Genomic DNA, 25790 nt, shown 5'->3' with positions numbered 1-25790 from the left:
TATTATTATTTAAGTATATACCCCATTCCTATTACTGTATGTATCAGTTTTACTTCAAAATTTTTATCAATTTTATTTCGTAAATAATTGACATATACATCTACCACATTGGTACCCATATTAAAATTAATATCCCACACTTTTTCAAGTATATCTACACGGTTTAATACCCTGTTTTTATTTAATAATAAGTATTGCAATAATCGAAACTCTGTTGAAGTCAAACTAATCTCCTCGCCTGCTCGTGTTACCAATTTAGCCTCTGTATCTAATTCTAAATCTTTTATGGTTAATTTGGGGTTGTTAACAACAGGTACACCTTTATTTCTAGTACGAGCACGAATTCTAGCTAATAGCTCTTTGAACTTAAACGGTTTTATAAGGTAGTCATCTGCACCAGAATCTAAACCTTTAACGATATTTTCAGTAGTACCTAAGGCCGTTAGCATTATTATAGGAAGATAGGTATATCCCATTTCTCTAATTTTTTTTGCAACTTCTCTCCCATCCATTTTTGGCAAAATAACATCAAGTACTACTAAGTCTATTTGCATTTGCTGCAATAAATCTAAACCGTTCGAACCATTATAGGCCAAAAAGACCTTATAGCCAGATTCCTGAAGTCCTTGACTTATAAATGCCGCAACATTCGGTTCGTCTTCTATTACTAATATTTGCTTTACGATTTTATATAAAATTTAGATAATCTACAAAGATATAGTATTGTGTGAAAGAGGATTCGTTCTCAGGTTAGAATTCCATTAGAATATGAAATGGTGGTATCAAATTATTTACTATTAAGCATATGACCATGTTTTGTTTTTTAATTTTTAATCTTGAAACTTAACACTATCTTTGCCATCCATAAAAAATAAACATGTCCTTTTTAAAAGAAATTGAACGCCGAAGAACTTTCGGAATTATATCGCATCCAGATGCGGGTAAAACTACATTAACTGAAAAACTATTACTTTTTGGTGGTGCCATACAAGAAGCCGGTGCCGTAAAAAATAATAAAATAAAAAAAGGTGCTACGTCTGATTTTATGGAAATTGAGCGTCAGCGTGGTATTTCTGTAGCAACATCAGTATTGGCTTTTATCTATAAAGACAAAAAGATTAATATTTTAGATACACCTGGGCATAAAGATTTTGCTGAAGATACCTTTAGAACTTTAACGGCTGTAGATAGTGTTATTGTGGTAATTGATGTTGCCAAAGGTGTAGAAGAACAAACCGAGAAATTAGTAGAGGTTTGTAGAATGCGTAACATACCCATTATCGTTTTTATTAATAAGTTAGACCGTGAAGGTAAAGATGCGTTTGATTTATTGGATGAAGTAGAACAGAAATTAGGGTTAACCGTAACCCCTTTAAGTTTCCCTATTGGTATGGGGTATGATTTTAAAGGTATTTACAATATTTGGGATAAGACATTAAACTTATTTTCAGGAGACAAAAAGCAAGTGGTTTCTGAAGGTGTGGAATTTGATGACATTGACAACCCAGAATTAGATACTATGATTGGTGAAAAAGCAGCCAATCAATTACGTGAAGAGTTAGAATTAGCCATAGAAGTATATCCTGATTTTGATTTAGAAGCATATAGATCGGGACATCAACAACCTGTATTTTTTGGTTCAGCCTTAAATAACTTTGGAGTAAAAGAATTGTTAGATTGTTTTATTGAAATTGCTCCTTCCCCACAGCCTAAAAAAGCTGAAGAACGTTTGGTAGATTCTAAAGAAAAAGAATTAACGGGATTTGTATTTAAAATTCACGCCAATATGGATCCTAAACACCGAGACCGTTTAGCATTTGTAAAGATTGTATCGGGAACTTTTAAAAGAAATGCTCCATACTTGCATGTACGTCATAATAAAAAATTAAAATTTTCTAGTCCCAACGCTTTTTTTGCAGAGAAAAAAGAAATTGTAGAAGAGTCTTTTCCTGGAGATATTGTAGGCTTACATGATACTGGACATTTTAAAATTGGAGATACCTTAACAGAGGGTGAAGTATTGCACTTTAAAGGTGTACCTAGTTTTTCTCCAGAGCATTTCCGTTATGTGAATAATGCAGACCCTATGAAATCTAAACAGTTAACTAAAGGTTTAGACCAATTGATGGATGAAGGTGTTGCTCAATTATTTACTTTAGAAATGAATGGTAGAAAAGTAATTGGAACGGTTGGTGCATTACAATACGAAGTAATACAATACCGATTGGAACACGAATATGGTGCAAAATGTACTTATGAAAATTTAAATGTTCACAAAGCATGCTGGGTAGAACCTACAGATCCTAAAAATGATGAATTTGCCGATTTTAAACGTGTAAAACAACGTTATTTAGCAAAAGACAAACAAGGACAATTGGTGTTTTTAGCGGATTCTGCTTTTACCATGCAAATGACACAAAGTAAATACCCAAGTGTTAAATTACATTTTACAAGTGAGTATTAAAAACGATTTATGAAAAAAGTATTGCTATTGAGTGTTTCATTTTTTATAATGAGCAACACATTTGCCCAGCAAAAAATTGAAAAACACTATTTTGATCAATTTGGAGATAAAACGGATAGTGTAAATGCTGTTACCTGTTCACATTATATTTTTTCAGATACGATCACTGGTGCTGGTGAATTAAAAAAGTTTGATAAATCTGGGAAATTGATTATTGAATCATATTATTCAAATTTGAATATAAAGAATTCTAGTATTGATCGTTGGACAAGACATGGCACTAGTAAAATTTATAATCCGTCAGGATATCTTCAAATAATAGAAAATTATAATGACGATAAATTAGATGGTGAACTGCTTACCTATTATAAAGACAAAACGCTAAAGCGTAATGATATTTTCAAAAATAACACTTTCGTTGAAGGTCATTGTTTCGACGAAAAGGGTAATGAAATTAAGCATTTTGACTATTTTATTCAACCTGAATATGAAGGTGGTGTTGATGCTATTTATAGTCATATAAGAAAACAAATAAGATATCCTGAAGTATTACAACAGCAAGGTATTTCGGATAAAGTATATGTTCAGTTCACTATTTCTAAAGAGGGTGTGCTAAGAAATATTAGAGTTAATAAAAGTAAAAGCGATCTCTTTAAAAAGGAAGCCATACGCGTTGTGAGTTTAGTGAAAAATTGGATACCGGGATCAAGAGATGGTGAAAAAATAGATGTAAAATATACACTGCCTATTAGTTTTAAGGTCTATTAAAATAATTTTATCACAATATAAAACAAAAAAAAAGGCTCCATATTGGAGCCTTTTTCAAGTAACCAACTATTATTAATTATGGCTTAATCACCTTAAAAACACCAGTGTTTTCGCCAATATTAACCTTTACTACATAAGCACCAGATGCCAAATGTTGCATGTCAAGTTTAGATTCTAAATTAACAGCCTCTTTTGTCATTATTACTTGTCCGATACTATTATATACATTAATCGATGAGATTTCTTCGCTAGATTCTAAGGTTAATTCACCTTCTACAACAGGGTTCGGATAGTATCTAAAACCAATGCTTTCAAGACCTTTAATACTTGATCCTTGTACACCCATCAATTTGTAATCGTCTATACCAACACCCCATGTTAAAGAATTTTCATCATCAAAAACAAATTCTACTTTAAAATCACTATTGATATATTGACTAACATCTAAAACACTTATAGTATGCTCTCCACTATTTTTTTCACCTGAATCAGCAGCTGTGTTTAATACATTTTGCCATACTTCACCATCCCAAACATTAACTTTAAATGTTCCGTCACTAGCAAAAGATCTTAGATTATAGGTAATTTCTATTGAAGCTTCAACAACACCTTTTTCAACTAAATTAATAGAAGGACTAATTAAGCCTACTACATTGTGATTAAAGCTACCTGCATTATAATCATTAAAAACTACGCCACCTGACTGAAAAGAAGCTGGGTTTTCCATACCACTCCCTTTTAAAGCGTTTGTATCACCAAAGGTCCAACTATGACCACTGGCTGAATTAGTAGCCGACCATCCGTCAGGCATACTTGTTGAATTAAAATCCTCGTGTTGCAACTGAGCGTTTGCTATAAAGCCAACACAAACTAAAACATATATAAAACTTAATTTTTTCATCTTTCTAAATTTTTTATTTAATACTGGCTTAATAAACTTCTACTTCCACGCGTTGAATAAATACTGCAGTATTACCCGCTGCATCCGTCACCGTCCATTCTCTTACCCATAAATCAGCTCCATCTCTTGCTCTTACACATTTAGTAAAGGCTCCATCCATTTCAATATGTTGACCACTTGGTATGGCTTGTCCATTCACATTACCTGAATATGCTAAATAGAAAGCAACACTTGGGTAACCAAATTGATCTCTTGGTCCAATATCTAAATAATGTGGATTACTATTTACTAATGCTAAGTTATCCGTTGCATTTGCTCCAAAACCAGTAAAATCATTTGTTTTCGTAAAATCTACGTTTCCATATTTATGCCTGTCTTTATCTGCTGCTGTTGGTGCTTGTCCACCTGCATTAATCCACAATGCATATCCCATTACTGTTTCAAAATATAAATTTACATCCCAACCAGAATTAGTATCTGTATTATTTCTTATTCTTCCTAAAATTTTAGCCGAACCATCAAGTACTTGAACATAATGACCTTTACTCCAAGAATAATCAGTATTTCCTGGCATACCATTAAAAGTAACATTTGAATCGGTATTGGTCGTATTAAAATCAATATCACAAGATTCTCTACTTTTATATTCTTGATATTCTATAGTTACTGCTGAACAGTTGTCAGAAAAAGTAACCTCAGGCATTTGAGATAGATCTTCTAATAAAATATAATCTTGAAAGTTATTTGCTGTTGGTAATTCAGTGTCATTTTCAACACAACTACATCTCACGTTAGTTTTAATAGCACCACCCATAACCCAAGATTGTCCATTCACGGTTTGACCATTCTTTTTAGTACGTGTATCAATTTTTATTTCTATTTCATCTACATTACCAGCCACATTCGACATTTTAAGTTCAAAAACTTTAATACAACATTGCCCTGAAGGAAAACTATCAATAGTTTCTGTTAATTCAGCAAAACTTCCGTCAGCTGCTGAAACTTCAATATGAATGTATCTCCCATCTGGTGTTAATTCTGAAATAGGTAATTCTACAGTTACTGTTCTAGGACCTGAATCCGTTTGAATAGGAATTGTAGTTGTTTCTATATTATTATATCCACTTAATGCAGTAAAAACTCCTGAACTAGAAGTTCCATTATTTTTCTTTCTAAATACATACGCCAAAATTGATTGTGCATGACTGGCCTGTGTTGTATTATTATAATTTACCGCTGAAGTAGCTGGTAATTCAGTTCTATAATACCAAACATTAGTACTTCCTCCGGTAGGTACAACTCTAGAAGCGGTATACTTATTACCGTCAGCATCTTCAATTTCAATAGTACTTCCAGGGTTATTCCCTTTGTAAACGATTTCAACAACAACACGCTCAATATCTTTAGTATCCCCAATACTTAAAGAAACAGGCACATTATTTTTTAATCCTAAACTTAGTAATTCAACTTCTATACCGTCATCACAGGTATACGACCATCCTGGGTCTGTAGTACTGGTAAAGGTATTCGATTTGATAGGTACTTCTTTTGAAGTGACTATTAAACCTTCATTAGCGAAGGCTGTTAGTTGTGATAGTAATAAAACCAGCACAAATAGTTCTGTTAAATAATTTTTTTTCATGGTGTTTAGCTTTAATTAGAATTGCGAAAAAATCGCCGTTGATATTCCTATTTATATATTAAACAACTAACATTTAAAAATTCCTACCCCTATCACAAAGTTTTTTTTATTTTTTTTTATTTGATTCAACTTTTCTCTATTTTTAATTCTTTATTTTTACCCAAATTACAAATAAATTAAAAATTCATTTTTTAACGAACCCCATGGATACAACTAAAATTATTGAACTGTTAAGCTACACGTTACCTGCTATTGTAACAGGCTCAGTAGCCCTTTTTTTCTTTAAACAAGTAAGTAAAAACGAATCTAACAGACGTACGTTTACGCTGTTAAAAGAGAATCAAAAAACAGCATTACCACTTAGATTACAAGCTTATGAGCGAATGGTTCTTTTTTTAGAACGTATTTCTCCTAACAATTTATTAGTGAGAGTAGTACCTTCTAGTGAAGATAAACCTGCTTATTTCAAAAAATTACTAGCCAACATAGAACAGGAATATGAGCACAACCTAGCTCAACAAATTTACATTAGTAGCAATTGTTGGAAAACGATAGTAACTGCAAAAAACAATACCCTAAATTTGTTAAAAGAAACCATGTTAGAAGGTGAAGTAGGTACGGCAAACAAAATGAGAGAAGCTGTATTACAAAAACTATTAAATGAAGAATCACCTACTCAAACAGCAATAGAACTTGTAAAACATGAGGTGAAAAAAATTATGTAGTAACAAATTCTTTCGAAAGATATTTCGAGAAATAATTAATTTATTTTAAAAATAGCATTAGACGAATATCAATACACTAATACCATTATAAAATTATGAATAAAATCATCTTATCTTGCGTTTTTTTTGTTCTAAGTATTAGTTTCAATTTTGCACAACGAATTCCTGCAGACACTATAAAAACTAATGATGGTACTATTATCATTCAGCCCATAACACATGGGTCTTTCGTGCTTCAATGGAATAACATGACAATTTATGTAGATCCGTATGGTGGAGCTGATCTTTATAAAGGAATAGCTGTTCCAGACCTTATTTTAATTACTGACATTCATGGTGATCATACTGATGTAAAAACCTTGGCTGATATAGATACTAAAAAAGCAACGTTTATAGTACCGCCAGCTGTAGCTGAAATGCTTAAAACCGATTATGAGAGTCAATTGGAAATAGTTAAGAATGGAGAAATGTCTGTTCATGGAGAAATTTTTATTAATACTATTCCTATGTATAATTTACCTAAAGAGGAAAATTCAAAGCATCCAAAGGGACGAGGCAATGGTTATTTTATAAATCTAGGAGGTAAAGCTATTTACATAAGTGGAGATACCGAAGATATTAAAGAAATGCGGGCTTTAAAAGATATAGATATCGCTTTTGTTTGTATGAATTTGCCCTACACCATGGATATTAAACAAGCCGCAAGTGCAGTTCTAGAATTTGAACCTAAAATTGTTTATCCTTATCATTATAGAGGCAATCCTGATATGAGTGATACACAAGCTTTTAAAAAGTTAGTTAATGATAAAAATAATAAGATTGAAGTTAGGCTTAGAGATTGGTATAAGAAATAATTACAACATCCCATGTGTCAAGAGATTCTCGTTATCTTAGGTTCTCCTAATTCTCCTAATGGAGATTTAGGTTATATTTCTATCAGCAGGTTAAACAGTTGTTTAAATCTTTATAAAAAGAATACTTTAATTCTTTGCACAGGTGGTTGGGGACCCCACTTTAATACTTCAGTTCACTCGCATGCTTCTCTTGCCAAAAATTATTTAATTGATGAAGGAGTTCCGGAAAATGCTTTTCTAGAATGTGCTTTATCATCAAACACAGTTGATGATGCGGTTAAAATTATTCCTATTATTAAAAACTTGAGTCACATTAAGTTGACAGTTATAACTTCTGATTATCATTTAGAAAGGGTAATGCTGATTTTTAATGAAATATTAAAAGGGTTTACAATTACTTATGTAGGTGTTGAAAGTAATTTACCTAAGGATAGTTATGATGCTATTATAGAACATGAAAAGAAAGCAATTCATTCAATTCAAGAAAACGGACTTTACTATTAAGATTTATAGTGAATGTTATACTATTAACAATTGGATTTAAACTAATGAAAAATAAGAGTAATCAAATTAATTATATTGAATTTAGAGCTAAGAATCTGAAAGAAATTAAGGACTTTTACTCAGAAGCTTTTGGTTGGTCGTTTATTGATTATGGACCAACATATACCGCATTTTCTGAAAGTGGACTTGCTGGTGGATTTGAAACTACGGAAGATGACATTGTGAATGGAGCATTGGTCGTTTTGTATCATAAAAATCTGAGTAACATAAAAACAAAAATTATTGATTGTGGTGGTAAAATCACCAAAGATATTTTCTCTTTTCCTGGAGGAAAAAGGTTTCAGTTTTTAGATCCATCCGGAAACGAACTGGCCGTTTGGTCAGATAAATAATAGCGATTTATGTTACTTAAGTATAGCAACTGCTTTTGGACAGATTCTTTCTGAAAATTTCTGATACGCTTTACCTGAAGGATGCAAATTGTCACCTGCCACCAGATCTGTATCCTTTAATCCTTGCCGAGTAATATCTGTTATGTTTACAAAGAGTACACCGTATTTTTTAGCAGTATCTTCAGCAAATTTATTATACTTATTAATTTCACTAGAAATTTTATCTGGGTTGCCACTTTGTCCAAAAGGTGTATATGCATAATCTGGAATTGAAACAACAATTACATTATTCTTAAGATTATTGGCAAGTTTGATGGATCGTTCTAATAAAATGACAAATTCTTTTTCATAAATACTAAAAAGTTTCCCTTGATATTGATTGTTTACACCAATAAGTAACGTCACTAAATCATAAGACGTTCTCATCGTTCCATAATCTATGCCGTCTATTAAATTACTTGTAGTCCAGCCTGTGGTGGCAATAATTTCTACATTTAATTCAGCTTTAGAGGTATCTTCAATACATTTGGACAATTGTACAGGGAAACTGTTTTCTGAAGAAACACTCTGCCCAATGGTGTAACTATCGCCTAAGGCTAAATAGTGTTTTATGGTGTTAACAGGTAAAGAAACGGTGTCTGTTTCTATGTTTGAGGTGTCAGCTACTACAATTATTGAATCATTATCTATAATTTCAATTTCTGTCACAGGCAGAACTGTATTATTAGACATACAACTTGTTAAAGTAATTAGAATAATGAAAGCTTTTAAAATATGCATAGTTTGCTTTTTATACTATATATTTAGAATTTACAATAATGCTTTTTTACAAGTTTAATATAACAATTAATATTGAGCATTTTCATAGTTTTGAATCTTTTGATACATCTTAATATAGTGATATTATTAAAAAAATAAAATTTAAATAAAAACATTTAGTTAAAAGTCTTTGTATATGAAGTCAATGCTGGCATTTTACTGAGGATAAATAAAATTATTAGTTTGGATACAACATTGTTCTATTATAATTACAAAAAAGCGACTTCCTAGTTATAGAAGTCGCTTTAAGGAATATTATTAATTAGTACTAAAACAGTCTTTTAATTGACGGTTTTTGTTTTACTAAATGCATAATTTAAACCAACCATAATCATTGATGTTGTCATGTCATATGACACTTCACTACCAGGAATGGCTCCATATGGAGGATATGCTTCTACAAACATTGGATTTAACATTGGTCCAGTCGTTGCTCCACTGCTTGTACCATAATGATAAACAGCATCGATTGAAACTGCATCACTCGCTTCATAAGTTAATCCTAACTGAAAAGCATTTTTTATTATTGCGGTTGCAGGAATGTTAAAAAAAGTAACCTCTTCATTTATCGGATTTGTACTGTAAGTATATCCTAAACGCAATGGTAATTTATGGATACCTTTAAATTGTACACCCGCTGACAAAATGGAAATATTTTCCCAACCAAAACCAGCCACAGAGCCTGTTTCTGTCCATCCCGTTGTGGAAAAACCGTCTGTATTTTCATAAAAAACGGTTCTGTAATCGACCGCTAAATCGAAATCCCCTTTAGAATACCCTAGTCCAAATGATAATATAGCTGGGTAATCCATATTAAATTCATTCTTGGCAGATGAATTATCCAAATGCGTGTTTTCAAATTTAAAATCACTAAAAGTTTGAGTAGTTTTATAAGAAGCTCCTGCTTTTATGCCTATTCCTGAATCATAAAACAATCCAAATTGAGCTCCAAAACCAGTTGCTGATGCTTTATTTGTTGAAGGATAACCTGAATTATTGGGAGTAGCCGTAGGATTGGGCATTAATTGCAAAGAGGCATAGTTAAAAGTAGGTTCTAATCCTATAGAAAATTGATCAGATATTTCATAGGCATAAGTTAAACCTACTTGCAATAACATATAATCTGATTTAATTTTACCAAAACCATTAGGTTGTGGCATATTTATAGGATTGGACATACTTTCAGGAAAAGTAACTCCAAAACCACTTATACCAAATGCTGATGCACCAAAAGTATGCCTACTGTCTTCTTTACCCCAAACAAAGGCTATTGCTGGCATTGGTGAAGCTGGTCTATCATCTTCTGTTGTGCCTGAAAAGAAATTACCAGTTGGTTGTCCAAAATCATCAAATTCTGGTACTGTAGAATTCAATTCTGGTGTAGAAAAAAATATCCCCATATCAAACCTTAATATGCTTTTATCAAAAACAGATATAGCTGCAGGGTTCCATTGTAAAGTCCCTGAAATATCGAGTGGTTGAGCTGTTGAAGCTCCACCCATTGACATGTTAACTGAGCCTACCCCTTGCATAATATGGCCCGACTGAGCCAAAATGGTTGTCGAAAATAAATACACAAATAATTTTAAAATACTTGTTTTCATAACTATATAGTTTATTTTATTAAATGATCACTTAAATTTCAATGAACTTCACTTAATAAATGTTAGTAAATATTCTACTATAAAGTTATACACTACAAAAAACTTTTCCCATGATAATTATCACGTTTTTTTATGGTTTTAATAAAATTATTTAACCCGAAATAGGTTTGTATTTTTCTGAAATTCAAGGTAATACACGCATTTTAAAAACTTATTTTTAGAGCTATTATAAAGTATAGATATTAATAATTTCATTAATTTAAATAGGTAAATTTTATTATATTTTATCTGATTAGGATAACAGTATAATTGTTAACTATTATATGTTAAAGCTTTTTAATTTGTAGTTTGTTTAAACAATTACGTTATGTAGAGCTATGGTAATGGCTTAACATTAAGTACTATTAATATATGTGGTTTATTTATGCAACTATTCTAAAATAGTTGGAACGGGTTCACCCATTTTTTCTTTTGAAACAGAAACTTTCAATAACTCAAGTACCGTAGCCGCTACTTGATTGTTATAGAGTTGTGTATCCTCTTTGATTTCACCTTTAGCCACTATTTTTGGGCCTAACACAGCTAGCCATGTTTGCGTAGCTCCAACGACTTCTTTTCCATGACTAGTCCAGCTGCTACTCTTTTCTACTCCCACGCCTCTACCATGGTCAGTCGTAATAATAAAATAGGTGTTGTTTTTGTAAAATTCATTTTCTTGAACATAGTTCCATAAATCTTCAATCAACGTATCCGTATTTTTTAAAGACTTTATATAAGAATCAAACGATCCGTCATGAGCAAAATCATCTGTTTCACCATATGCGATATATACTAATTTCGGATTATTCTTCTTTATATATTCCTTTGCAAAATGATGGGTAAAGACGTCTAAACGTACATTTTTCCAAATAACAGGTGCCTGCCATTGCATTTCATTTAATAAAACTTCTTGAGCATTTAAATTTTCGGAAGCATCCATATAACCAGCATTTACTGGTATTCCACTACGCTTATCATTAATTATATAAGGAAAGACATCCCAACTAGCAAATGCGGCAACTTTACCCTTGTAAGCAGGTAAATTATTTACTTTCTCTAAAATTGTTGAGTTTTTATTATACTTTTTACTATTGCTATCGATATTTTCATCATCAGAAAAACCACTTAGAATCTCATTATAGCCAGGATATGAAAAGACCATTTTGTTAATTACGTCAACTTTACTCCCTGCATTTCTGTTACCATACAATTGTCCTTTGGTTGCAATAGTATTCCAGAAAAAAGGCATCAATTTTTTTCTTTTTTCTTCTGGGGTATTTCCTTCAAATAAACTTATTAATTGTTCCTTATTTTCTGTGTAACTTTCATTTTCTATTAATTTAGAATCTATACCTGTAAATACTTCTTGCCATCTCACTCCATCTAATGTGATCAAAAACACATTTGGCTCCTTATTTTGAGCACAAAATGCCATTGGCATAATTAGAAAAGCAATTAAAAAATATAATTTTACAGGTATCTTCATTTTAATGTAAAAGCTTTAGAACATAGATTAACGAATTAACTTTTTATATTTAATACGTTTTGGCATTAAATCACCCCCCAAACGTTGTTTCTTATTTTCTTCATACTCACTAAACCCACCTTCAAAGAAATAAACTTCACTGTCACCTTCAAATGCTAAAATATGTGTACAAATTCTATCTAAAAACCAACGGTCGTGACTAATAACAACTGCACAGCCCGCAAAACTTTCTAGCCCTTCCTCAAGTGCTCTTAACGTATTTACATCTAAGTCATTAGTAGGCTCATCTAAAAGTAATACATTACCCTCTTCTTTTAAAGTCATGGCTAAATGTAATCTGTTACGCTCACCACCTGAAAGGGTATTTACTTTTTTATTTTGCTCACTACCAGAAAAGTTAAATCGGCTTAAATAAGCTCTAGAATTAACCTGCTTTCCTCCCATTAAAATTAAATCTTGCTCATCGGAAAAGTTTTGCCATATGCTCTTGTCGGGATCAATGTTTGAATGTGCTTGATCTACATAGGCAATTTTAGCAGTTTCTCCTACTATGAATTCACCCTTATCTGGTTTTTCCTCACCCATTATCATTTTAAAAATAGTGGTTTTACCGGCACCGTTAGGACCAATAATACCTACGATACCTGCTTGAGGTAAGTTAAAGTTTAAATTGTCATATAATAATTTATCACCAAATGCTTTACTCACTCCTTTGGCTTCGATAACATTTGTCCCCAATCGTGGACCATTAGGAATGTAAATTTCTAACTTTTCATCCAGTTGTTTTTGGTCTTGACTCAACAGTTTATCATAATTCTTTAACCTTGCTTTCTGCTTGGTTTGTCTTCCTTTCGCTCCTTGACGTACCCAATCTAACTCTCGTTCTAAGGTCTTTTGACGCTTAGAAGCTGTTTTGCTTTCTTGTGCCAATCGTTTTGACTTTTGATCTAACCAAGAAGAATAATTCCCTTTCCAAGGAATACCTTCACCTCTATCTAGTTCCAAAATCCATCCCGCTACATTATCTAGAAAATATCTATCATGCGTTACCGCTATTACAGTTCCTTTATATTGAGCTAAATGATGTTCTAACCAATGAACAGATTCCGCATCTAAATGGTTTGTTGGCTCATCTAATAATAAAATTTCAGGTTCTTGTAATAATAATCTACACAACGCAACACGTCGTCTTTCACCACCAGATAAATTCTTAATAGGGGTATCACCTTCAGGAGTTCTTAAAGCGTCCATAGCAATTTCTAGCTTAGTGTCTAATTCCCATGCATTAGAAGCATCAATTTTATCTTGAAGTTCTGCTTGTTGAGCCATTAGTTTCTCCATCTTATCTGCATCAGAATATACTTCTTCCAATCCAAACATGTCATTAATCTTATTATATTCATCAAGAATTGCAACTGTCTCTGCTACACCTTCTTTAACAATATCAATTACAGTTTTAGTTTCATCTAATTTCGGCTCTTGTTCTAAATAACCAACCTTATAGCCTGGAGCAAAAACAACATCACCTTGGTAATTTTTTTCTATCCCAGCAATTATTTTAAGCAAGGTAGATTTACCAGAACCGTTGAGTCCTAATATTCCAATTTTGGCTCCATAAAAGAAGCTTAAATAGATATCTTTTAATACTTGTTTATTGGTACTTTGAAAGGTTTTTGAAACCTTATTCATTGAAAAGATAACTTTTTTATCGTCAGCCATTATTTTACTAATTATTTATTTTATTATTAATTTTTGAAACTTTTACTACAAGCTCTAGGTAGTATAATTATCCTTTAAAAGTATCATAATTCTCTTATCATAATAAGGAGAACGAATGAATTCTTTTTACACACGTCCTTTGAGTGCATTAAACACCCATGCATTTGCAAAGAAACCGATTCCTACAGCAGCAAAACCCCATCCAGCAACATCATCATATCTAAAGGCTCCAAGGGCAATTAATATTACACCCATTGCAATCATTATTAATGTGGCATAACCCAATACGGTATTTTTGTTCATAATCATAATTTTTAGAAGTTTAGTTGGTAGAGCAAATATCGTTACAAATATTTAGAAATGCCAATAAATGGCACATACAATTAGAAAACGTCAAAATTTAGCCTCTTAAGTGCAGTTCTTTCATCACTTTGTTAAAAGTATCTGAAGTTGGGGTTAAATACACTTCACCATCTATTATTAATGTTGGGTATTTAACAGCTCCATCATATAATTCTTTAGTATGCCTTATCGCTTCTTCGTCAATAGCTAAATTTTTATAAATGAAATCAATTTCCGCCATTCTTAAAAAGTTTTTAAATGCCACGGTATGTGCATCTCCCTTTTTACCATAAATGATTATTTCCATTTTCTAATTTTTAGTTATTAATTATTAAAACAAAATCAAGTCATTATATTTAATTATTTTACTGTTTTATCAATTGCAGATTGAGCAAACGATCAAAGCATTATTATATTCCTTTTTCACTAAAAAACTGACAACGGTTAACGCATCGTTGTAACCTTTTATGTCAATATAATTTTGAAGAAGTGCAGTTACATAAAATCTAACCTATAAAATTTATTTTTTTATGTTCCCCATCACAATATGGTTTATTATTTGAGGCACCACACCTGCAAAAGGCGGTAACTTTCTCTTTAATATCAATTGAACCATCTATTTTGGTTACTGCACAAGTTCCATTGACTAATAATGGGCCGTTTTCCGCTAAGGTTATTTTTATATTTTCACTTTTCATAATTTCTTTATTTAAATCTTTTTTAATAGTTAGTGCCCCTGACGGACATGCATTTACTTGATTCTCAATACGCTTTGAAGTAGCTCCTTCCATGTTTACCCAAGGTCTGTTTTGTGGGTTAAAAACGTGTAATAATCCTTTCCAAAATAACCTTGAATGGATACAAACATTAGGTTTATAATTCTTGACTACTATACTCTTTTATTATTTCTTTTGAAGATTTCATTTTTGTAAAGCCTTTTCAAAATTGTAAATTCCTTTTAAAAATTCAATATTTATTTCTTTATCTGTAATACCTGTTTCACTATAATTATCATTAAAAAAAGGCAATGAAAAATTAGCTATAATATCAGCACCCATTCTTGGAAATTTACCCAATGCAATTTCCATAACTGAAGCTCCGCCCCTACCACCAGGTGCTGTTGACATGAGCAACATCGGTTTGTTTTTCCAAACTAACTTATCAATTCGAGATACCCAATCAAAAATATTTTTAAAAGCTACAGAATAGGCTCCATTATGCTCTGCTAAAGAAAGAATAATACCGTCCGAATTATTTAATAATTCATTAAATCGTTGGGCAGCTTCTGGGTATCCATTTTCGTTTTCTTCATCAATACCATAGAGAGGTAAATCAAAATCATTCAAATCTAATACAGCTACATCTGCATTACTTAATTGTTTCGATGCTAAAACAACCAGTTTCTTATTTATAGATTGCTTACTGTTACTTCCTGCAAAAGCAATAATTTTCTTTTTATGCATTAAATAAAATATGGTTTAAATAGTAAGATTTTATCAAAGATACGAAATTAAAAATCGTTTATTTTTGTATTTTAGCCAATGCTATCGAAATCAATTTTATGGATATAAATTTTAATAAAAACGAAGATCACAACAAATTACAAGTTGGAGCTCTCAGAGATAAATTGCGTAATGTTTATAATGGTGGTGGTAAAAAACGTATCGAAAAGCAACATGCTAAGGGCAAACTGACGGCTAGAGAACGTATAGATTATTTGTTAGATAATAATTCTAATCGTATAGAAATAGCTGCTTTTGCTGGAGAAGGAATGTATACGGAACATGGTGGATGTCCTTCAGGTGGTGTCGTGGTTAAAATTGGTTATGTAAAAGGTAAACAATGTATTGTTGTTGCCAACGACGCTACTGTTAAAGCGGGTGCTTGGTTTCCAATTACAGGTAAAAAGAATTTAAGAGCTCAAGAAATTGCTATTGAAAATAGACTTCCTATTATTTATTTAGTAGATTCTGCAGGTGTATATTTGCCCTTGCAGGATGAAATTTTTCCTGATAAAGAACATTTCGGTCGCATTTTTAGAAATAATGCTATAATGAGTAGCATGGGCATTACCCAAATAGCTGCCGTTATGGGCAGTTGTGTTGCTGGAGGGGCATACTTACCTATTATGAGTGATGAGGCCTTAATTGTAGATAAAACAGGAAGTATTTTCCTTGCGGGGAGTTATTTGGTAAAAGCTGCCATTGGAGAAAGTATTGATAATGAAACATTAGGAGGAGCAACAACACATTGTGAAATTTCTGGAGTAACAGATTATAAAGCAAAAGATGACAAAGATGCGTTGGATACGATTAAGAATATTGTTGATAAAATTGGCGATTTTGATAAAGCAGGTTATAATCGTGCAAAAGCTATAGATCCAAAGGATAATCCCGAAGAAATTTACGGTATCTTACCTAAGTCAAGAGCTGAACAATATGACATGTTCGAAATTATTAAACGTTTAGTTGATAATTCTGAATATGATGAATATAAAGCAGGTTATGGTAAATCATTAATTACGGCGTATGCCCGTATTGATGGTTGGGCCGTTGGTATTGTTGCCAATCAGCGGAAAGTTGTGAAAACAGCTAAAGGAGAAATGCAATTTGGAGGGGTTATTTATTCTGACAGTGCTGATAAAGCCACACGTTTTATTGCTAATTGTAACCAAAAGAAAATTCCATTAGTATTTTTACAAGATGTAACAGGATTTATGGTAGGTAGTAAATCAGAACATGGAGGCATTATAAAAGATGGAGCCAAAATGGTAAATGCCGTGAGTAATTCTGTGGTACCAAAATTCACCGTTATAATTGGTAATAGTTACGGAGCTGGTAACTATGCCATGTGTGGAAAAGCCTATGACCCACGACTTATTTTTGCTTGGCCAAGTGCAGAACTGGCTGTAATGAGTGGTAATTCGGCAGCCAAAGTATTACTACAAATTGAAAAAGCATCTTTAGAGAAAAAGGGAGAAAAAATTACCAAAGCAAAAGAAGATGAACTTTTTAATAAGATAAAAAACAGATACGACAATCAAGTTTCTCCCTATTATGCCGCATCTAGGATTTGGACAGATGGGGTCATTGATCCGTTAGATACTAGAACTTGGATTAGTATGGGTATTGAAGCCGCTAACCACGCTCCTATTGAAAAGAAGTTTAATTTGGGAATTTTACAGGTTTAAAGAAGCATTTAATGAAGTTTTTAGATATTATCTTAATACAATTACAAGACTATTTATTTGTATATCTATAGTCCATATTTGATTAAATAAAAAATGAATAGATACATTTACTTTATCGTTATTCTTTTAATATCAATTTTAAATTGTTATTCTCAGAATAATATTATTTGGAATAATGATGGTACTGCCTATATACCTTTGAAGATGTATAGAACAATTTACCATCAAGATGTTTTAAAAGAAGACTTTGATAAATTAAAAATTAAAGGAAATGATACTTTAGTATTAGTTGATAATTTAATAAAAAAAGGAAATAAAATTGGTGTAAAACGTAGAGTCATTAGCGAACGTAGAACTTACATGACCTTAAAATCATTTAAACAACATTATAAAAGACCATTAACTAAAGTTGATTCTTTAAGTTTTAAATTTAATAACAATGATACATTAGTATTAGTTAAAGATTATAAACCAAGAGGCGTTTCGGTACCCTATGAAAAAGTTGACTCTACTTTATTAGAAATATATAAAGATGTAGTTTACAGGAAATATCACTCAAAAAAAAGTGACAAAAGGAAGGAATATATGGTCTTATGGACAGAACCAATAAAATTATATTTTAGCGAATCAGTAGATAAAGAATATGAACAAGTAATACGAAATTTGTCAATGAAAATTTCAAATGAGATTGATTCTTTAAACATCTCCTTTGTATCTAATTTAGAGGAGTCAAATTATGTCATTTATCAGATAGATGAAAATCATAGCCATAAATATTCAAAAAATATGAGTGCTAATAAATATATTAATTTTCATAGTTATTGGAATAAGGGAAAAATATATGATACCAAATTAGAAATAAATACAACTACGTTCAAAAACGCAGAGGTGAATAAAAAATATTTAATGAAAAGTTTTATACGCTCATTAGGTCATTTTTATACAACTTCTAAAGTGCCATGTGAAAGTGTCTTTTCAAATTGCAATGGTCAAAAAATCACCTTTGGAGAGACAGATTTAAAACTTCTTAAATATCATTATTCTTATGGTATCTGTAAAAGAACACCGTTAGAAACATTTGAAGAGAATCATGAAAAAGCAAAACAAACATTTTTACAAACAGGTAGACCATTATATTTTATACATGTAGATTAAAGAAATTAAAAAAAAACGATAATTAGAATTAGAAACAGAATAAATAACCCAATAAAATAAAACATGGGAAGAGCATTTGAATTTAGAAAAGCAAGAAAAATGAAGCGTTGGTCAGCGATGGCTAAAACCTTTACGCGTATTGGTAAAGACATTGTAATGGCCGTAAAAGAAGGTGGTCCAAATCCTGAATCAAACTCACGGTTACGTGTGGTTATTCAGAATGCCAAGGCCGCTAATATGCCGAAGGAAAATGTAGAACGTGCTATTAAAAAAGCGTCAGATAAAAATACAGCAGATTATAAGGAAGTTCTGTTTGAAGGTTATGCTCCACATGGTATTGCCGTTTTAGTAGAAACAGCAACTGACAACAATAACAGAACGGTAGCTAATGTGCGTGCAGCATTTACCAAATGTGATGGTAATTTAGGGACTTCTGGTTCCGTCGTTTTTATGTTTGATCATACGTGTAACTTTAGAGTTTCTACAGAGGAATTAAATATGGATTTAGAAGAACTAGAACTTGAATTGATAGATTTTGAAGTGGAAGAAATATTTGAAGATGAAGATGGACTGATGATTTATGCTCCTTTTGAATCATTTGGTGCTATTCAGAGCTATTTAGATGAGAAAAATGTTGAAATTTTATCTTCAGATTTTGAGAGAATTCCAACCACTACTAAAAAATTAACAGAAGAAGAAAAAGCTGATGTTGATAAATTATTAGAAAAATTAGAAGAAGAAGATGATGTGCAAAATGTATATCATTCTATGGAGGAGTAACAATTAGTTGGTAGTGTAGAGTACTAATTAATAGGACAATTCCGTAATCTGTGTGAATAATACAAACCAACTTTATAAATAATCTGATTATAGTAATGAAATTACCATGTTGCTTTAAAAATTGGAATTCATCGCATAATTTCTGTGAAGCTCCTCGTAATGACAATCATATCAATAGTATTTATCGCATATAATGAATAAAAATTACACCATAGATCAACTACAAGAAGTAGCAAGTCAAATTATCGATTCGGCTTCAAGTAAAATCTTGCTATTTTATGGAGAAATGGGAGTTGGTAAAACAACGTTGATTAAGGAAATTGTAAAACAATTGGGTCTTGACGATGTTGTTAGTTCTCCTACGTTTTCATTAGTTAATGAATATGTATCAAATGAAGGTGAACGTATTTATCATTTTGATTTCTATAGAATAAATGATGAAGAAGAAGCATTAGATATGGGGGTAGAAGAATATTTTGATAGTAATAACTGGTGCTTAATTGAATGGCCAGAGAATATTAAAAATTTGTTACCTTTAAAAGCTGATAAAATTTCATTATCAGCAAATGAAGATGGAGGTAGAAGTATAAAAGTTAACCAATTATCTAATAACTCAACAACATGAGTAAACAATATTCGCCGTTTAGTAAAGAACAATTAATGCCGAAACCTGAAATGCTTGAAATTAGAAAGCAAAAAGGAGAATTGTTTATCGGTATTCCTAAAGAAACACATTTACAAGAAAAACGAATTTGTCTTACCCCAGATGCTGTTGCAGCGTTGACCAATCAAGGTCATCGGATAATTATTGAATCTACTGCGGGTGACGGAGCTAATTATACCGATTCTGAATATTCAGAAGCAGGTGCTCAGATATCATACGATGCAGAGGAAGTATTTGGATGTAATTTAATTTTAAAAGTGGAGCCACCATCACTTAAAGAAATTGAATATATAAATCCACAAAGTGTATTATTTTCTGCATTACAATTAAAAACACAAAACAAAAAATACTTTGAAGCCTTAGCTAAAAAGCGAATTACTGCCATAGCATTTGATTTTATATCTGATGAACATGGAATTTTTCCTGTGGTAAAATCACTAAGTGAAATTGCGGGAATTTCTTCTATTCTAATTGCTGCTGAATTAATGAATAACAGTAGTGTTGGTAATGGACTATTATTAGGTAATATTGGAGGTGTTGCTCCACCTGATGTTGTTATTCTTGGTGCTGGAACTGTTGGTGAATTTGCCGCACGTTCTGCAATTGGTCTTGGAGCTCAAGTTAAGGTGTTTGATAATTCAGTTACCAAATTAAGAAGATTACAGCATAATTTAGGGACTCCTATATATACATCAACAATACAACCGAAAACATTACAAAAAGCTTTAATGCGTTGCGATGTGGCTATTGGTGCAGTAAGAGGTAGAACAAGAACCCCCATATTAGTGAGTGACGAAATGGTTCAAATAATGAAAGATGGAGCTATAATTGTAGATGTGAGTATTGATAGTGGTGGTTGTTTTGAAACTTCTGAGGTAACCACACATGACAATCCTACATTTGTCAAGCATGGCGTAATTCATTATGCCGTGCCTAATATTCCTTCGCGTTATTCAAGAACTGCATCCTTGTCCATTAGTAATATATTTACACCTTATCTTTTAGAAATTGGAGAAGAAGGTGGAATTGAAAATGCCGCACGTTTTGATAAAAGTTTACAAAGAGGTATGTACTTTTATCATGGTATTTTAACAAACAGAGCGGTAGCCGATTGGTTTAGCTTACCTTATAACGACATTAATTTACTTGTTTTTTAATTTTAAACTATTAATGGAAATAAAACGCCGATTTATCTTTTTTGGATTTGGATTTACAATAGGAATAATTTTATTGTTAATCATTTTAAACGGAAAAGAAGCTTCTTGTAATTACCTACCTAATGCAAGAATGTTAGAAATTCTACGAAGTAAACACAGGGTTTATGATAAAGATGTAATTCAACTCATGACCGATAAAAATATTGATTCTACCGTCATTGTTCAAATGTTACTCAATGGAGATATTGATTTTTCTAAAAGCAAAGTCCGACAAGAACCATGTCGTTATTATTGGATTGATGGCTATGTCAAAGAAAAAGAGGCTTCTATTTATGTGGAAAACTGTGATACTATTATTACTATTCAACGGCTTACTTTAAACGAGTAAACTATAAACAACCTACTTAATTGGAATTATTTGCATTCTTTGAAACGAACAGTTTCCGAAATAAACAACTATTCTTAGCACTGCTATTATTTGGCATATTTAATAGTTCTATAATTGCTCAATCAACCATTCATGGTGAAGTACAAGATACTAATGGTAACCTTTTAGAAGGTGTTAATGTTGTATTGAATCCCACTTATTCTGGTACTACTACAAATGCTGAGGGACAATTCAAATTTCAAAATATTCCAACAGGTAACTATAGCTTAACACTATCATATATTGGCTATAAAACCATACATGATAGTATCTATGTATCTGAAAAAGAAATCTTACAAAATTTTGTCTTGGAAGAGGATTTACTCAATTTACAAAATGTTGTTATTACGGGAACTTTTGAACCTAAAGTGCAGTTAGAATCAAGCACTTCAATGAGTGTTCTTAACGCTGAAATGATCCAACAGGTTTATCCACAAGGTACAGCCAATTTACTTCAAAGTATTCCCGGAACCTTTGTTGATGCTTCTGCTGGTGAAGTTTTTACTAAAGTTTATACACGCGGTGTTTCAGCTTCAGCTGAAGATGATATGGGATGGTATTATGTATCACTTCAAGAAGATGGACTTCCTGTAAGTCTTGCTCAGTATTCTTACTTTAGTCCTGATTTATTTCATCGATTTGATTTAACAACTGAAAAAGTTGAAGCTATGAGAGGTGGTAGTGCTTCTGTTACGGCCTTAAATGCTCCTGGTGGAATTTATAATTTCATTTCTAAAGACATTCAGAATAAATTTAGTGGTGACATTAAAATATCTAGTGGCTTTCAAGGTGAAAACAATTACCTCCGTAAAATTGACGCATTTGTCGGTAGTCCTTTAGGTAATAATTGGTTTTTAAACGCTGGTGGACATTATAGAATCGATGACGGTGCTCGTAATACTAATTTTACTTTTAGCAAAGGTGGACAGTTTAAATTTGATTTAATTAAACAAAATAAAAATGGTACTCTAAAATTCTATGGTAAACTATTAGACGATTTCACCAACAGATATACTGGTGTTGCTGCGGTAAATTGGAATGACCCTACTCCTGCTTTTGGACAAGACTTTAGTTCTACTTCGTTATTAATGCCTCGTTTTAATGCTAACATTCCTGATGGAAGAAACTTAGCACAAGGTGCAACCAATAGTTTTAATCCATCACAAGGCGTGCATGCAAAAGATCTTGCTTTTGGGTTTGATATTTCTCAAGATTTAGGCCATAACTGGAAACTAAAAAACAATCTTAAATTTTCAACCAAAAGTGCCAATTGGCAGACTTCAATAAGTAATGCGTTTGTTTCATTAAATGATCCCCTCGCCTATTTTATAAGTGGTGCTGATTTCCCTATTGGACAAGTTGTTTTTAAAGATGCTCAATCAGGTGCTGAAGTAGCACGTATAGATAATAGTGGAATTTTAGCAGGACAACCTGTTCAATATCTTACTGATGGTAATTTACCAAATGATGCGATTATGGGTACATCAGCATGGTATATCGAAAATAATGCTGATGAGTGGATGGATCAGTTAACATTAAGTAAAAAAATAGACCATCATAATATTACTGGTGGTGTTGCATTGGGATTTTCTGATAACTCATTTTTTAACCAAGGTAGTTTTGGGTATGTTACTTATGAACCCAATCCTAGAATGCTACAAGTAACTCTTGAAAATCCCAATGAACCAATAATCAAATTGTCTGATGACAATGGAATTAGTAATTATGGTGGATTGTTTTTTGTTAACTCAAAAGCTAATGTAAGTCAAATAGCTACTTTTTTGAATGATAACTGGGATATATCAGAAGGTTTTAATTTAGATTTGGGGTTACGTTATGAGTCCATAAATCATAAAGGTAGTAAAGATCGTTTTAACTCAAATATGCAAGATGGTGGTCTAGACGGAAATAACAATACGGCTTATGATAATGGTATTTTAAACCCAACTGGAGAAAAAGATCATTTCAATTTTAGCTATAATTATCTGTCTTTTTCAGCAGGTATTAACTATAAAATGAATACGAAATCATCGGTATTCTTTAGATTTTCGCAGGGAAATAAAGCTCCTGAATTAAATTATTACTTTAATAATTTTTCAAATGTACCCATCAATAAGAAAGGAGAAGTTCAAAAAATTAATCAAGCTGAAATGGGTGTTAAATATACCCACAGTAACTTCTCATTTACAAGCACGCTATTCTGGAGTGAGTTGACAAATATCGGTACTGCCAATTTTGAATTTGATTCAGATAATAATAGTATTTTCTATACTCCCATACTCTTTAATACCTCGAGAACTATGGGCCTGGAATGGGAAAGTGTTTATGAACCTATTCAAAATATTACATTACGTTTTAACGGTGTTATTCAAAATCCCAAAGCTACAAAATGGAAAATCTATGATGCAGCAGGTTCTGTTGATACTGCTGACGATCAAACGTTAGATTTTTCTGGTAATACCTTAGCGTTTACGCCTAAGTTGATGACTAATTTGAGTAGTGAATATCAGAAAAATAAAATTTCGGCATTTATTAAATGGCAATTTATGGGCAAACGTTTTGGAAACGTAGCCAATGGTTTTGAGCTTGATTCTTATAGTTTATTTAATATGGGTACTGGGTATCAAATAAGTGCCCACTTATCTGCTCATATTTTAGTTTCAAATCTTTTTAATTCTAAAGGGCTTGCCAATTTCTATGGTGCAAATAGTTTTGGAGCAAGTGCTAATGGAGCTACTAAGGAGTATATAAATGCGAATCCTGATGAAAGTTTTGTTGTTTTTCCAGTGTTGCAAAGAAGTGCCTTACTAGAATTGAATTATCGTTTTTAGTTACTCTTTCTTTGCTTTATAAAAGACTTCTTGAATTGCACTTCTAATATTGTATGTGTAAATTCCTCTACTTTTTCTTGTCGGATTTACTCTATTTGACAAGAAAATATAAACCAATTTCTCTTTGGGATCTGCCCAAATAAAAGTACCTGTAAAACCAGAATGCCCAAAACTTTCAGCACTTACTTCTGGTGCAGGATATGCATCTTTTAAAGCTAAAGTATCATTACCGATAGATGGTTTGTCAAATCCTAAGCCCCTTCTATTGTCGTTTTCTGGGTATTGAATTTTTGTAAATTCTTTTACGGTAGCTTCAGAAAAATAACGTTTACCATCATAAACTCCATAATTCATATACATCTGCATTATTTTAGCTAAATCTGTAGCCGTAGCAAATAGTCCTGCATTTCCTGAAATGCCACCAAGTAATGCCGCATTTTCATCATGTACCCATCCTCTAGTCAACTCTTTTCTAAAAAGAGAATCTACTTCAGTTGGGATAATAGAATTCGTGAAATTCTTAGTTTTAGGAAGAAATCCCATTGTTGAAGCCCCTAAAGGTTTGTAAAAAGTTTCTTGTAGGTAGGTATCGAATGGTTTACCCGTTATTTGTTTTACCAATTCGGGATACATTAAAAATGTTAAGCCAGAATATTTATATTTTTTGATAGCAGAAACTTTTGACCGATTTGCAATTCGGTACATTTTTCTATTAAATCTGTTTTTAATAAACAAACCATTATAGGCTTGATTGGTATATCCCCGCTTTGCTTTTCGTTTTACAAAACGTTTTTTGATCTCACCATTTTTCTTAAATACTTTACTTAAAAAAACAATATAAGGTTGTAGTCCAGCTTGATGAGCTAATATTTCGCGTAAGGTTAGGTCTTTTTTATTTTTAACATGCTTCCATGGTTTCCAATAGTCACTAAAAGGCTTGTCTAAACCTAGTTTACCTTCATCAACTAATTTCATTATTGCTGGTAATGCTGCAGTAATTTTAGTCACCGATGCTAAATCATAAATATCATTTAATCCGACTTGCTGCACCGAATCATAAGTTTGAAAACCGTAGGCCTTATGAAAAATAATTTTACTGTCTTTGGCTACTAAAACTTGAGCTCCTGGAAAGGCACGATTTTGAATTCCTAAGGTCATAATAGAATCAACATTATGATATATGTATGTGGAGTCTAAACCAACATCTGAAGGGTTTGCATAGGTAAGTTTATCCTGTGCTGAAACGGAAAAAACCGATAAAAGCATGCAAAAAATTATTATTCTTGAATGTAATATCGGTTTCATATGTGTCAATAATTCTATTATA

Annotated in this window: 25 protein-coding genes; 13 read left to right on the top strand and 12 right to left on the bottom strand. The window is 31.9% G+C overall.

The genetic code is table 11. The annotated features are described in order from the left end of the window. Positions 1-5 precede the first annotated feature (5 nt). Complete coding sequence (locus tag FF125_RS10595) at positions 6-686, bottom strand: response regulator transcription factor (RefSeq protein WP_138949743.1); 681 nt, start codon at positions 684-686, stop codon at positions 6-8. Positions 687-877: 191 nt separating this feature from the next. Between FF125_RS10595 and FF125_RS10590 the strand changes: the two genes are divergently transcribed. Beyond that, positions 878-2464 carry a peptide chain release factor 3 gene (locus FF125_RS10590; protein WP_138949742.1) on the top strand — a complete coding sequence of 529 codons (1587 nt, stop codon included), beginning with the start codon at positions 878-880 and terminating at the stop codon, positions 2462-2464. Positions 2465-2473: 9 nt separating this feature from the next. Then, positions 2474-3232 carry an energy transducer TonB gene (locus FF125_RS10585; RefSeq protein WP_138949741.1) on the top strand — a complete coding sequence of 253 codons (759 nt, stop codon included), beginning with the start codon at positions 2474-2476 and terminating at the stop codon, positions 3230-3232. Between the two features lie 76 nt (positions 3233-3308). Here the strand turns inward: FF125_RS10585 and FF125_RS10580 are convergent, their stop codons facing one another. After that, complete coding sequence (locus FF125_RS10580; protein WP_138949740.1) at positions 3309-4133, bottom strand: T9SS type A sorting domain-containing protein; 825 nt, start codon at positions 4131-4133, stop codon at positions 3309-3311. 28 nt (positions 4134-4161) lie between these two features. After that, positions 4162-5775, bottom strand: coding sequence for a hypothetical protein (locus FF125_RS10575; RefSeq protein ID WP_138949739.1), 1614 nt, complete (start codon positions 5773-5775; stop codon positions 4162-4164). Between the two features lie 203 nt (positions 5776-5978). On the opposite strand from FF125_RS10575, the gene FF125_RS10570 reads away from it, so the two are divergent. The 4 genes from FF125_RS10570 to FF125_RS10555 all read left to right on the top strand — a co-directional run bounded on the left by FF125_RS10570 (position 5979) and on the right by FF125_RS10555 (position 8250). Beyond that, positions 5979-6500 (top strand): DUF7935 family protein, encoded by a 522-nt coding sequence (locus FF125_RS10570; protein WP_138949738.1) that lies wholly within the window; start codon positions 5979-5981, stop codon positions 6498-6500. 95 nt (positions 6501-6595) lie between these two features. Beyond that, positions 6596-7354, top strand: a complete 759-nt coding sequence (locus FF125_RS10565) for an MBL fold metallo-hydrolase (protein WP_138949737.1) — start codon at positions 6596-6598, stop codon at positions 7352-7354. 12 nt (positions 7355-7366) lie between these two features. Then, complete coding sequence (locus FF125_RS10560; RefSeq protein WP_138949736.1) at positions 7367-7858, top strand: YdcF family protein; 492 nt, start codon at positions 7367-7369, stop codon at positions 7856-7858. Between the two features lie 44 nt (positions 7859-7902). Further along, positions 7903-8250, top strand: coding sequence for a VOC family protein (locus FF125_RS10555; RefSeq protein WP_138949735.1), 348 nt, complete (start codon positions 7903-7905; stop codon positions 8248-8250). A gap of 12 nt (positions 8251-8262) precedes the next feature. Here FF125_RS10555 and FF125_RS10550 read toward each other — a convergent pair whose 3' ends face one another. From FF125_RS10550 to FF125_RS10520, 8 genes are all read right to left on the bottom strand, one after another. Next, the gene (locus tag FF125_RS10550) at positions 8263-8982 is read right to left on the bottom strand and encodes an SGNH/GDSL hydrolase family protein (protein WP_175418909.1); all 720 of its coding nucleotides are present in this window, start codon (positions 8980-8982) and stop codon (positions 8263-8265) included. Positions 8983-9350: 368 nt separating this feature from the next. Then, positions 9351-10673: an OmpP1/FadL family transporter gene (locus FF125_RS10545; protein ID WP_138949733.1), complete on the bottom strand. Its 1323-nt coding sequence runs from the start codon at positions 10671-10673 to the stop codon at positions 9351-9353. A 430-nt stretch (positions 10674-11103) separates the two neighbouring features. After that, complete coding sequence (locus tag FF125_RS10540; RefSeq protein ID WP_138949732.1) at positions 11104-12198, bottom strand: sulfatase-like hydrolase/transferase; 1095 nt, start codon at positions 12196-12198, stop codon at positions 11104-11106. A 27-nt stretch (positions 12199-12225) separates the two neighbouring features. After that, on the bottom strand, positions 12226-13917 hold the full coding sequence (gene ettA, locus FF125_RS10535; RefSeq protein WP_138949731.1) for an energy-dependent translational throttle protein EttA: 1692 nt from the start codon (positions 13915-13917) through the stop codon (positions 12226-12228). Between the two features lie 126 nt (positions 13918-14043). After that, on the bottom strand, positions 14044-14226 hold the full coding sequence (locus tag FF125_RS21910; RefSeq protein ID WP_232829152.1) for a CAL67264 family membrane protein: 183 nt from the start codon (positions 14224-14226) through the stop codon (positions 14044-14046). Positions 14227-14317: 91 nt separating this feature from the next. Next, positions 14318-14566 (bottom strand): thioredoxin domain-containing protein, encoded by a 249-nt coding sequence (locus FF125_RS10530; protein ID WP_138949730.1) that lies wholly within the window; start codon positions 14564-14566, stop codon positions 14318-14320. Between the two features lie 199 nt (positions 14567-14765). Continuing rightward, on the bottom strand, positions 14766-15119 hold the full coding sequence (locus FF125_RS10525; protein WP_250629749.1) for a CDGSH iron-sulfur domain-containing protein: 354 nt from the start codon (positions 15117-15119) through the stop codon (positions 14766-14768). 60 nt (positions 15120-15179) lie between these two features. Next, complete coding sequence (locus FF125_RS10520) at positions 15180-15722, bottom strand: NADPH-dependent FMN reductase (protein WP_138949729.1); 543 nt, start codon at positions 15720-15722, stop codon at positions 15180-15182. A gap of 98 nt (positions 15723-15820) precedes the next feature. On the opposite strand from FF125_RS10520, the gene FF125_RS10515 reads away from it, so the two are divergent. The 7 genes from FF125_RS10515 (at position 15821) to FF125_RS10485 (ending at position 24463) form a co-directional block, all read left to right on the top strand. After that, positions 15821-17449 carry an acyl-CoA carboxylase subunit beta gene (locus tag FF125_RS10515; protein ID WP_138949728.1) on the top strand — a complete coding sequence of 543 codons (1629 nt, stop codon included), beginning with the start codon at positions 15821-15823 and terminating at the stop codon, positions 17447-17449. Positions 17450-17542: 93 nt separating this feature from the next. Next, entirely contained in the window at positions 17543-18604 is a 1062-nt protein-coding gene (locus FF125_RS10510; protein WP_138949727.1) for a hypothetical protein, read from the top strand. 63 nt (positions 18605-18667) lie between these two features. Beyond that, positions 18668-19384 carry a YebC/PmpR family DNA-binding transcriptional regulator gene (locus tag FF125_RS10505; RefSeq protein ID WP_117880684.1) on the top strand — a complete coding sequence of 239 codons (717 nt, stop codon included), beginning with the start codon at positions 18668-18670 and terminating at the stop codon, positions 19382-19384. Positions 19385-19577: 193 nt separating this feature from the next. Then, on the top strand, positions 19578-20009 hold the full coding sequence (gene tsaE, locus FF125_RS10500; protein WP_138949726.1) for a tRNA (adenosine(37)-N6)-threonylcarbamoyltransferase complex ATPase subunit type 1 TsaE: 432 nt from the start codon (positions 19578-19580) through the stop codon (positions 20007-20009). Further along, the gene (locus tag FF125_RS10495; protein ID WP_138949725.1) at positions 20006-21205 is read left to right on the top strand and encodes an alanine dehydrogenase; all 1200 of its coding nucleotides are present in this window, start codon (positions 20006-20008) and stop codon (positions 21203-21205) included. The genes tsaE and FF125_RS10495 overlap by 4 nt, the downstream gene beginning before the upstream one ends. A 13-nt stretch (positions 21206-21218) precedes the next feature. Further along, positions 21219-21593: a hypothetical protein gene (locus FF125_RS10490; protein ID WP_138949724.1), complete on the top strand. Its 375-nt coding sequence runs from the start codon at positions 21219-21221 to the stop codon at positions 21591-21593. Between the two features lie 20 nt (positions 21594-21613). After that, on the top strand, positions 21614-24463 hold the full coding sequence (locus FF125_RS10485) for a TonB-dependent receptor (protein WP_138949723.1): 2850 nt from the start codon (positions 21614-21616) through the stop codon (positions 24461-24463). On the opposite strand, the gene FF125_RS10480 is transcribed toward FF125_RS10485, so the two are convergent. Further along, positions 24464-25729, bottom strand: coding sequence for a serine hydrolase domain-containing protein (locus FF125_RS10480; RefSeq protein ID WP_250629732.1), 1266 nt, complete (start codon positions 25727-25729; stop codon positions 24464-24466). Between the last annotated feature and the right edge of the window lie 61 nt (positions 25730-25790).

Origin of the sequence: Aureibaculum algae (assembly GCF_006065315.1) — a bacterium.
Classification (GTDB): Bacteria; Bacteroidota; Bacteroidia; order Flavobacteriales; family Flavobacteriaceae; genus Aureibaculum; species Aureibaculum algae.
This window is presented reverse-complemented; position numbering and strand designations above follow the sequence as displayed.

Coding starts and splice junctions, on each gene's coding strand:
- FF125_RS10590 (WP_138949742.1), top strand. CDS start 878: ATGTCCTTTTTAAAAGAAATTGAACGCCGAAGAACTTTCGGAATTATA.
- FF125_RS10585 (WP_138949741.1), top strand. CDS start 2,474: ATGAAAAAAGTATTGCTATTGAGTGTTTCATTTTTTATAATGAGCAAC.
- FF125_RS10580 (WP_138949740.1), bottom strand. CDS start 4,133: ATGAAAAAATTAAGTTTTATATATGTTTTAGTTTGTGTTGGCTTTATA.
- FF125_RS10575 (WP_138949739.1), bottom strand. CDS start 5,775: ATGAAAAAAAATTATTTAACAGAACTATTTGTGCTGGTTTTATTACTA.
- FF125_RS10570 (WP_138949738.1), top strand. CDS start 5,979: ATGGATACAACTAAAATTATTGAACTGTTAAGCTACACGTTACCTGCT.
- FF125_RS10565 (WP_138949737.1), top strand. CDS start 6,596: ATGAATAAAATCATCTTATCTTGCGTTTTTTTTGTTCTAAGTATTAGT.
- FF125_RS10560 (WP_138949736.1), top strand. CDS start 7,367: ATGTGTCAAGAGATTCTCGTTATCTTAGGTTCTCCTAATTCTCCTAAT.
- FF125_RS10555 (WP_138949735.1), top strand. CDS start 7,903: ATGAAAAATAAGAGTAATCAAATTAATTATATTGAATTTAGAGCTAAG.
- FF125_RS10550 (WP_175418909.1), bottom strand. CDS start 8,982: ATGTCTAATAATACAGTTCTGCCTGTGACAGAAATTGAAATTATAGAT.
- FF125_RS10545 (WP_138949733.1), bottom strand. CDS start 10,673: ATGAAAACAAGTATTTTAAAATTATTTGTGTATTTATTTTCGACAACC.
- FF125_RS10540 (WP_138949732.1), bottom strand. CDS start 12,198: ATGAAGATACCTGTAAAATTATATTTTTTAATTGCTTTTCTAATTATG.
- ettA (WP_138949731.1), bottom strand. CDS start 13,917: ATGGCTGACGATAAAAAAGTTATCTTTTCAATGAATAAGGTTTCAAAA.
- FF125_RS21910 (WP_232829152.1), bottom strand. CDS start 14,226: ATGATTATGAACAAAAATACCGTATTGGGTTATGCCACATTAATAATG.
- FF125_RS10530 (WP_138949730.1), bottom strand. CDS start 14,566: ATGGAAATAATCATTTATGGTAAAAAGGGAGATGCACATACCGTGGCA.
- FF125_RS10520 (WP_138949729.1), bottom strand. CDS start 15,722: ATGCATAAAAAGAAAATTATTGCTTTTGCAGGAAGTAACAGTAAGCAA.
- FF125_RS10515 (WP_138949728.1), top strand. CDS start 15,821: ATGGATATAAATTTTAATAAAAACGAAGATCACAACAAATTACAAGTT.
- FF125_RS10510 (WP_138949727.1), top strand. CDS start 17,543: ATGAATAGATACATTTACTTTATCGTTATTCTTTTAATATCAATTTTA.
- FF125_RS10505 (WP_117880684.1), top strand. CDS start 18,668: ATGGGAAGAGCATTTGAATTTAGAAAAGCAAGAAAAATGAAGCGTTGG.
- tsaE (WP_138949726.1), top strand. CDS start 19,578: ATGAATAAAAATTACACCATAGATCAACTACAAGAAGTAGCAAGTCAA.
- FF125_RS10495 (WP_138949725.1), top strand. CDS start 20,006: ATGAGTAAACAATATTCGCCGTTTAGTAAAGAACAATTAATGCCGAAA.
- FF125_RS10490 (WP_138949724.1), top strand. CDS start 21,219: ATGGAAATAAAACGCCGATTTATCTTTTTTGGATTTGGATTTACAATA.
- FF125_RS10480 (WP_250629732.1), bottom strand. CDS start 25,729: ATGCTTTTATCGGTTTTTTCCGTTTCAGCACAGGATAAACTTACCTAT.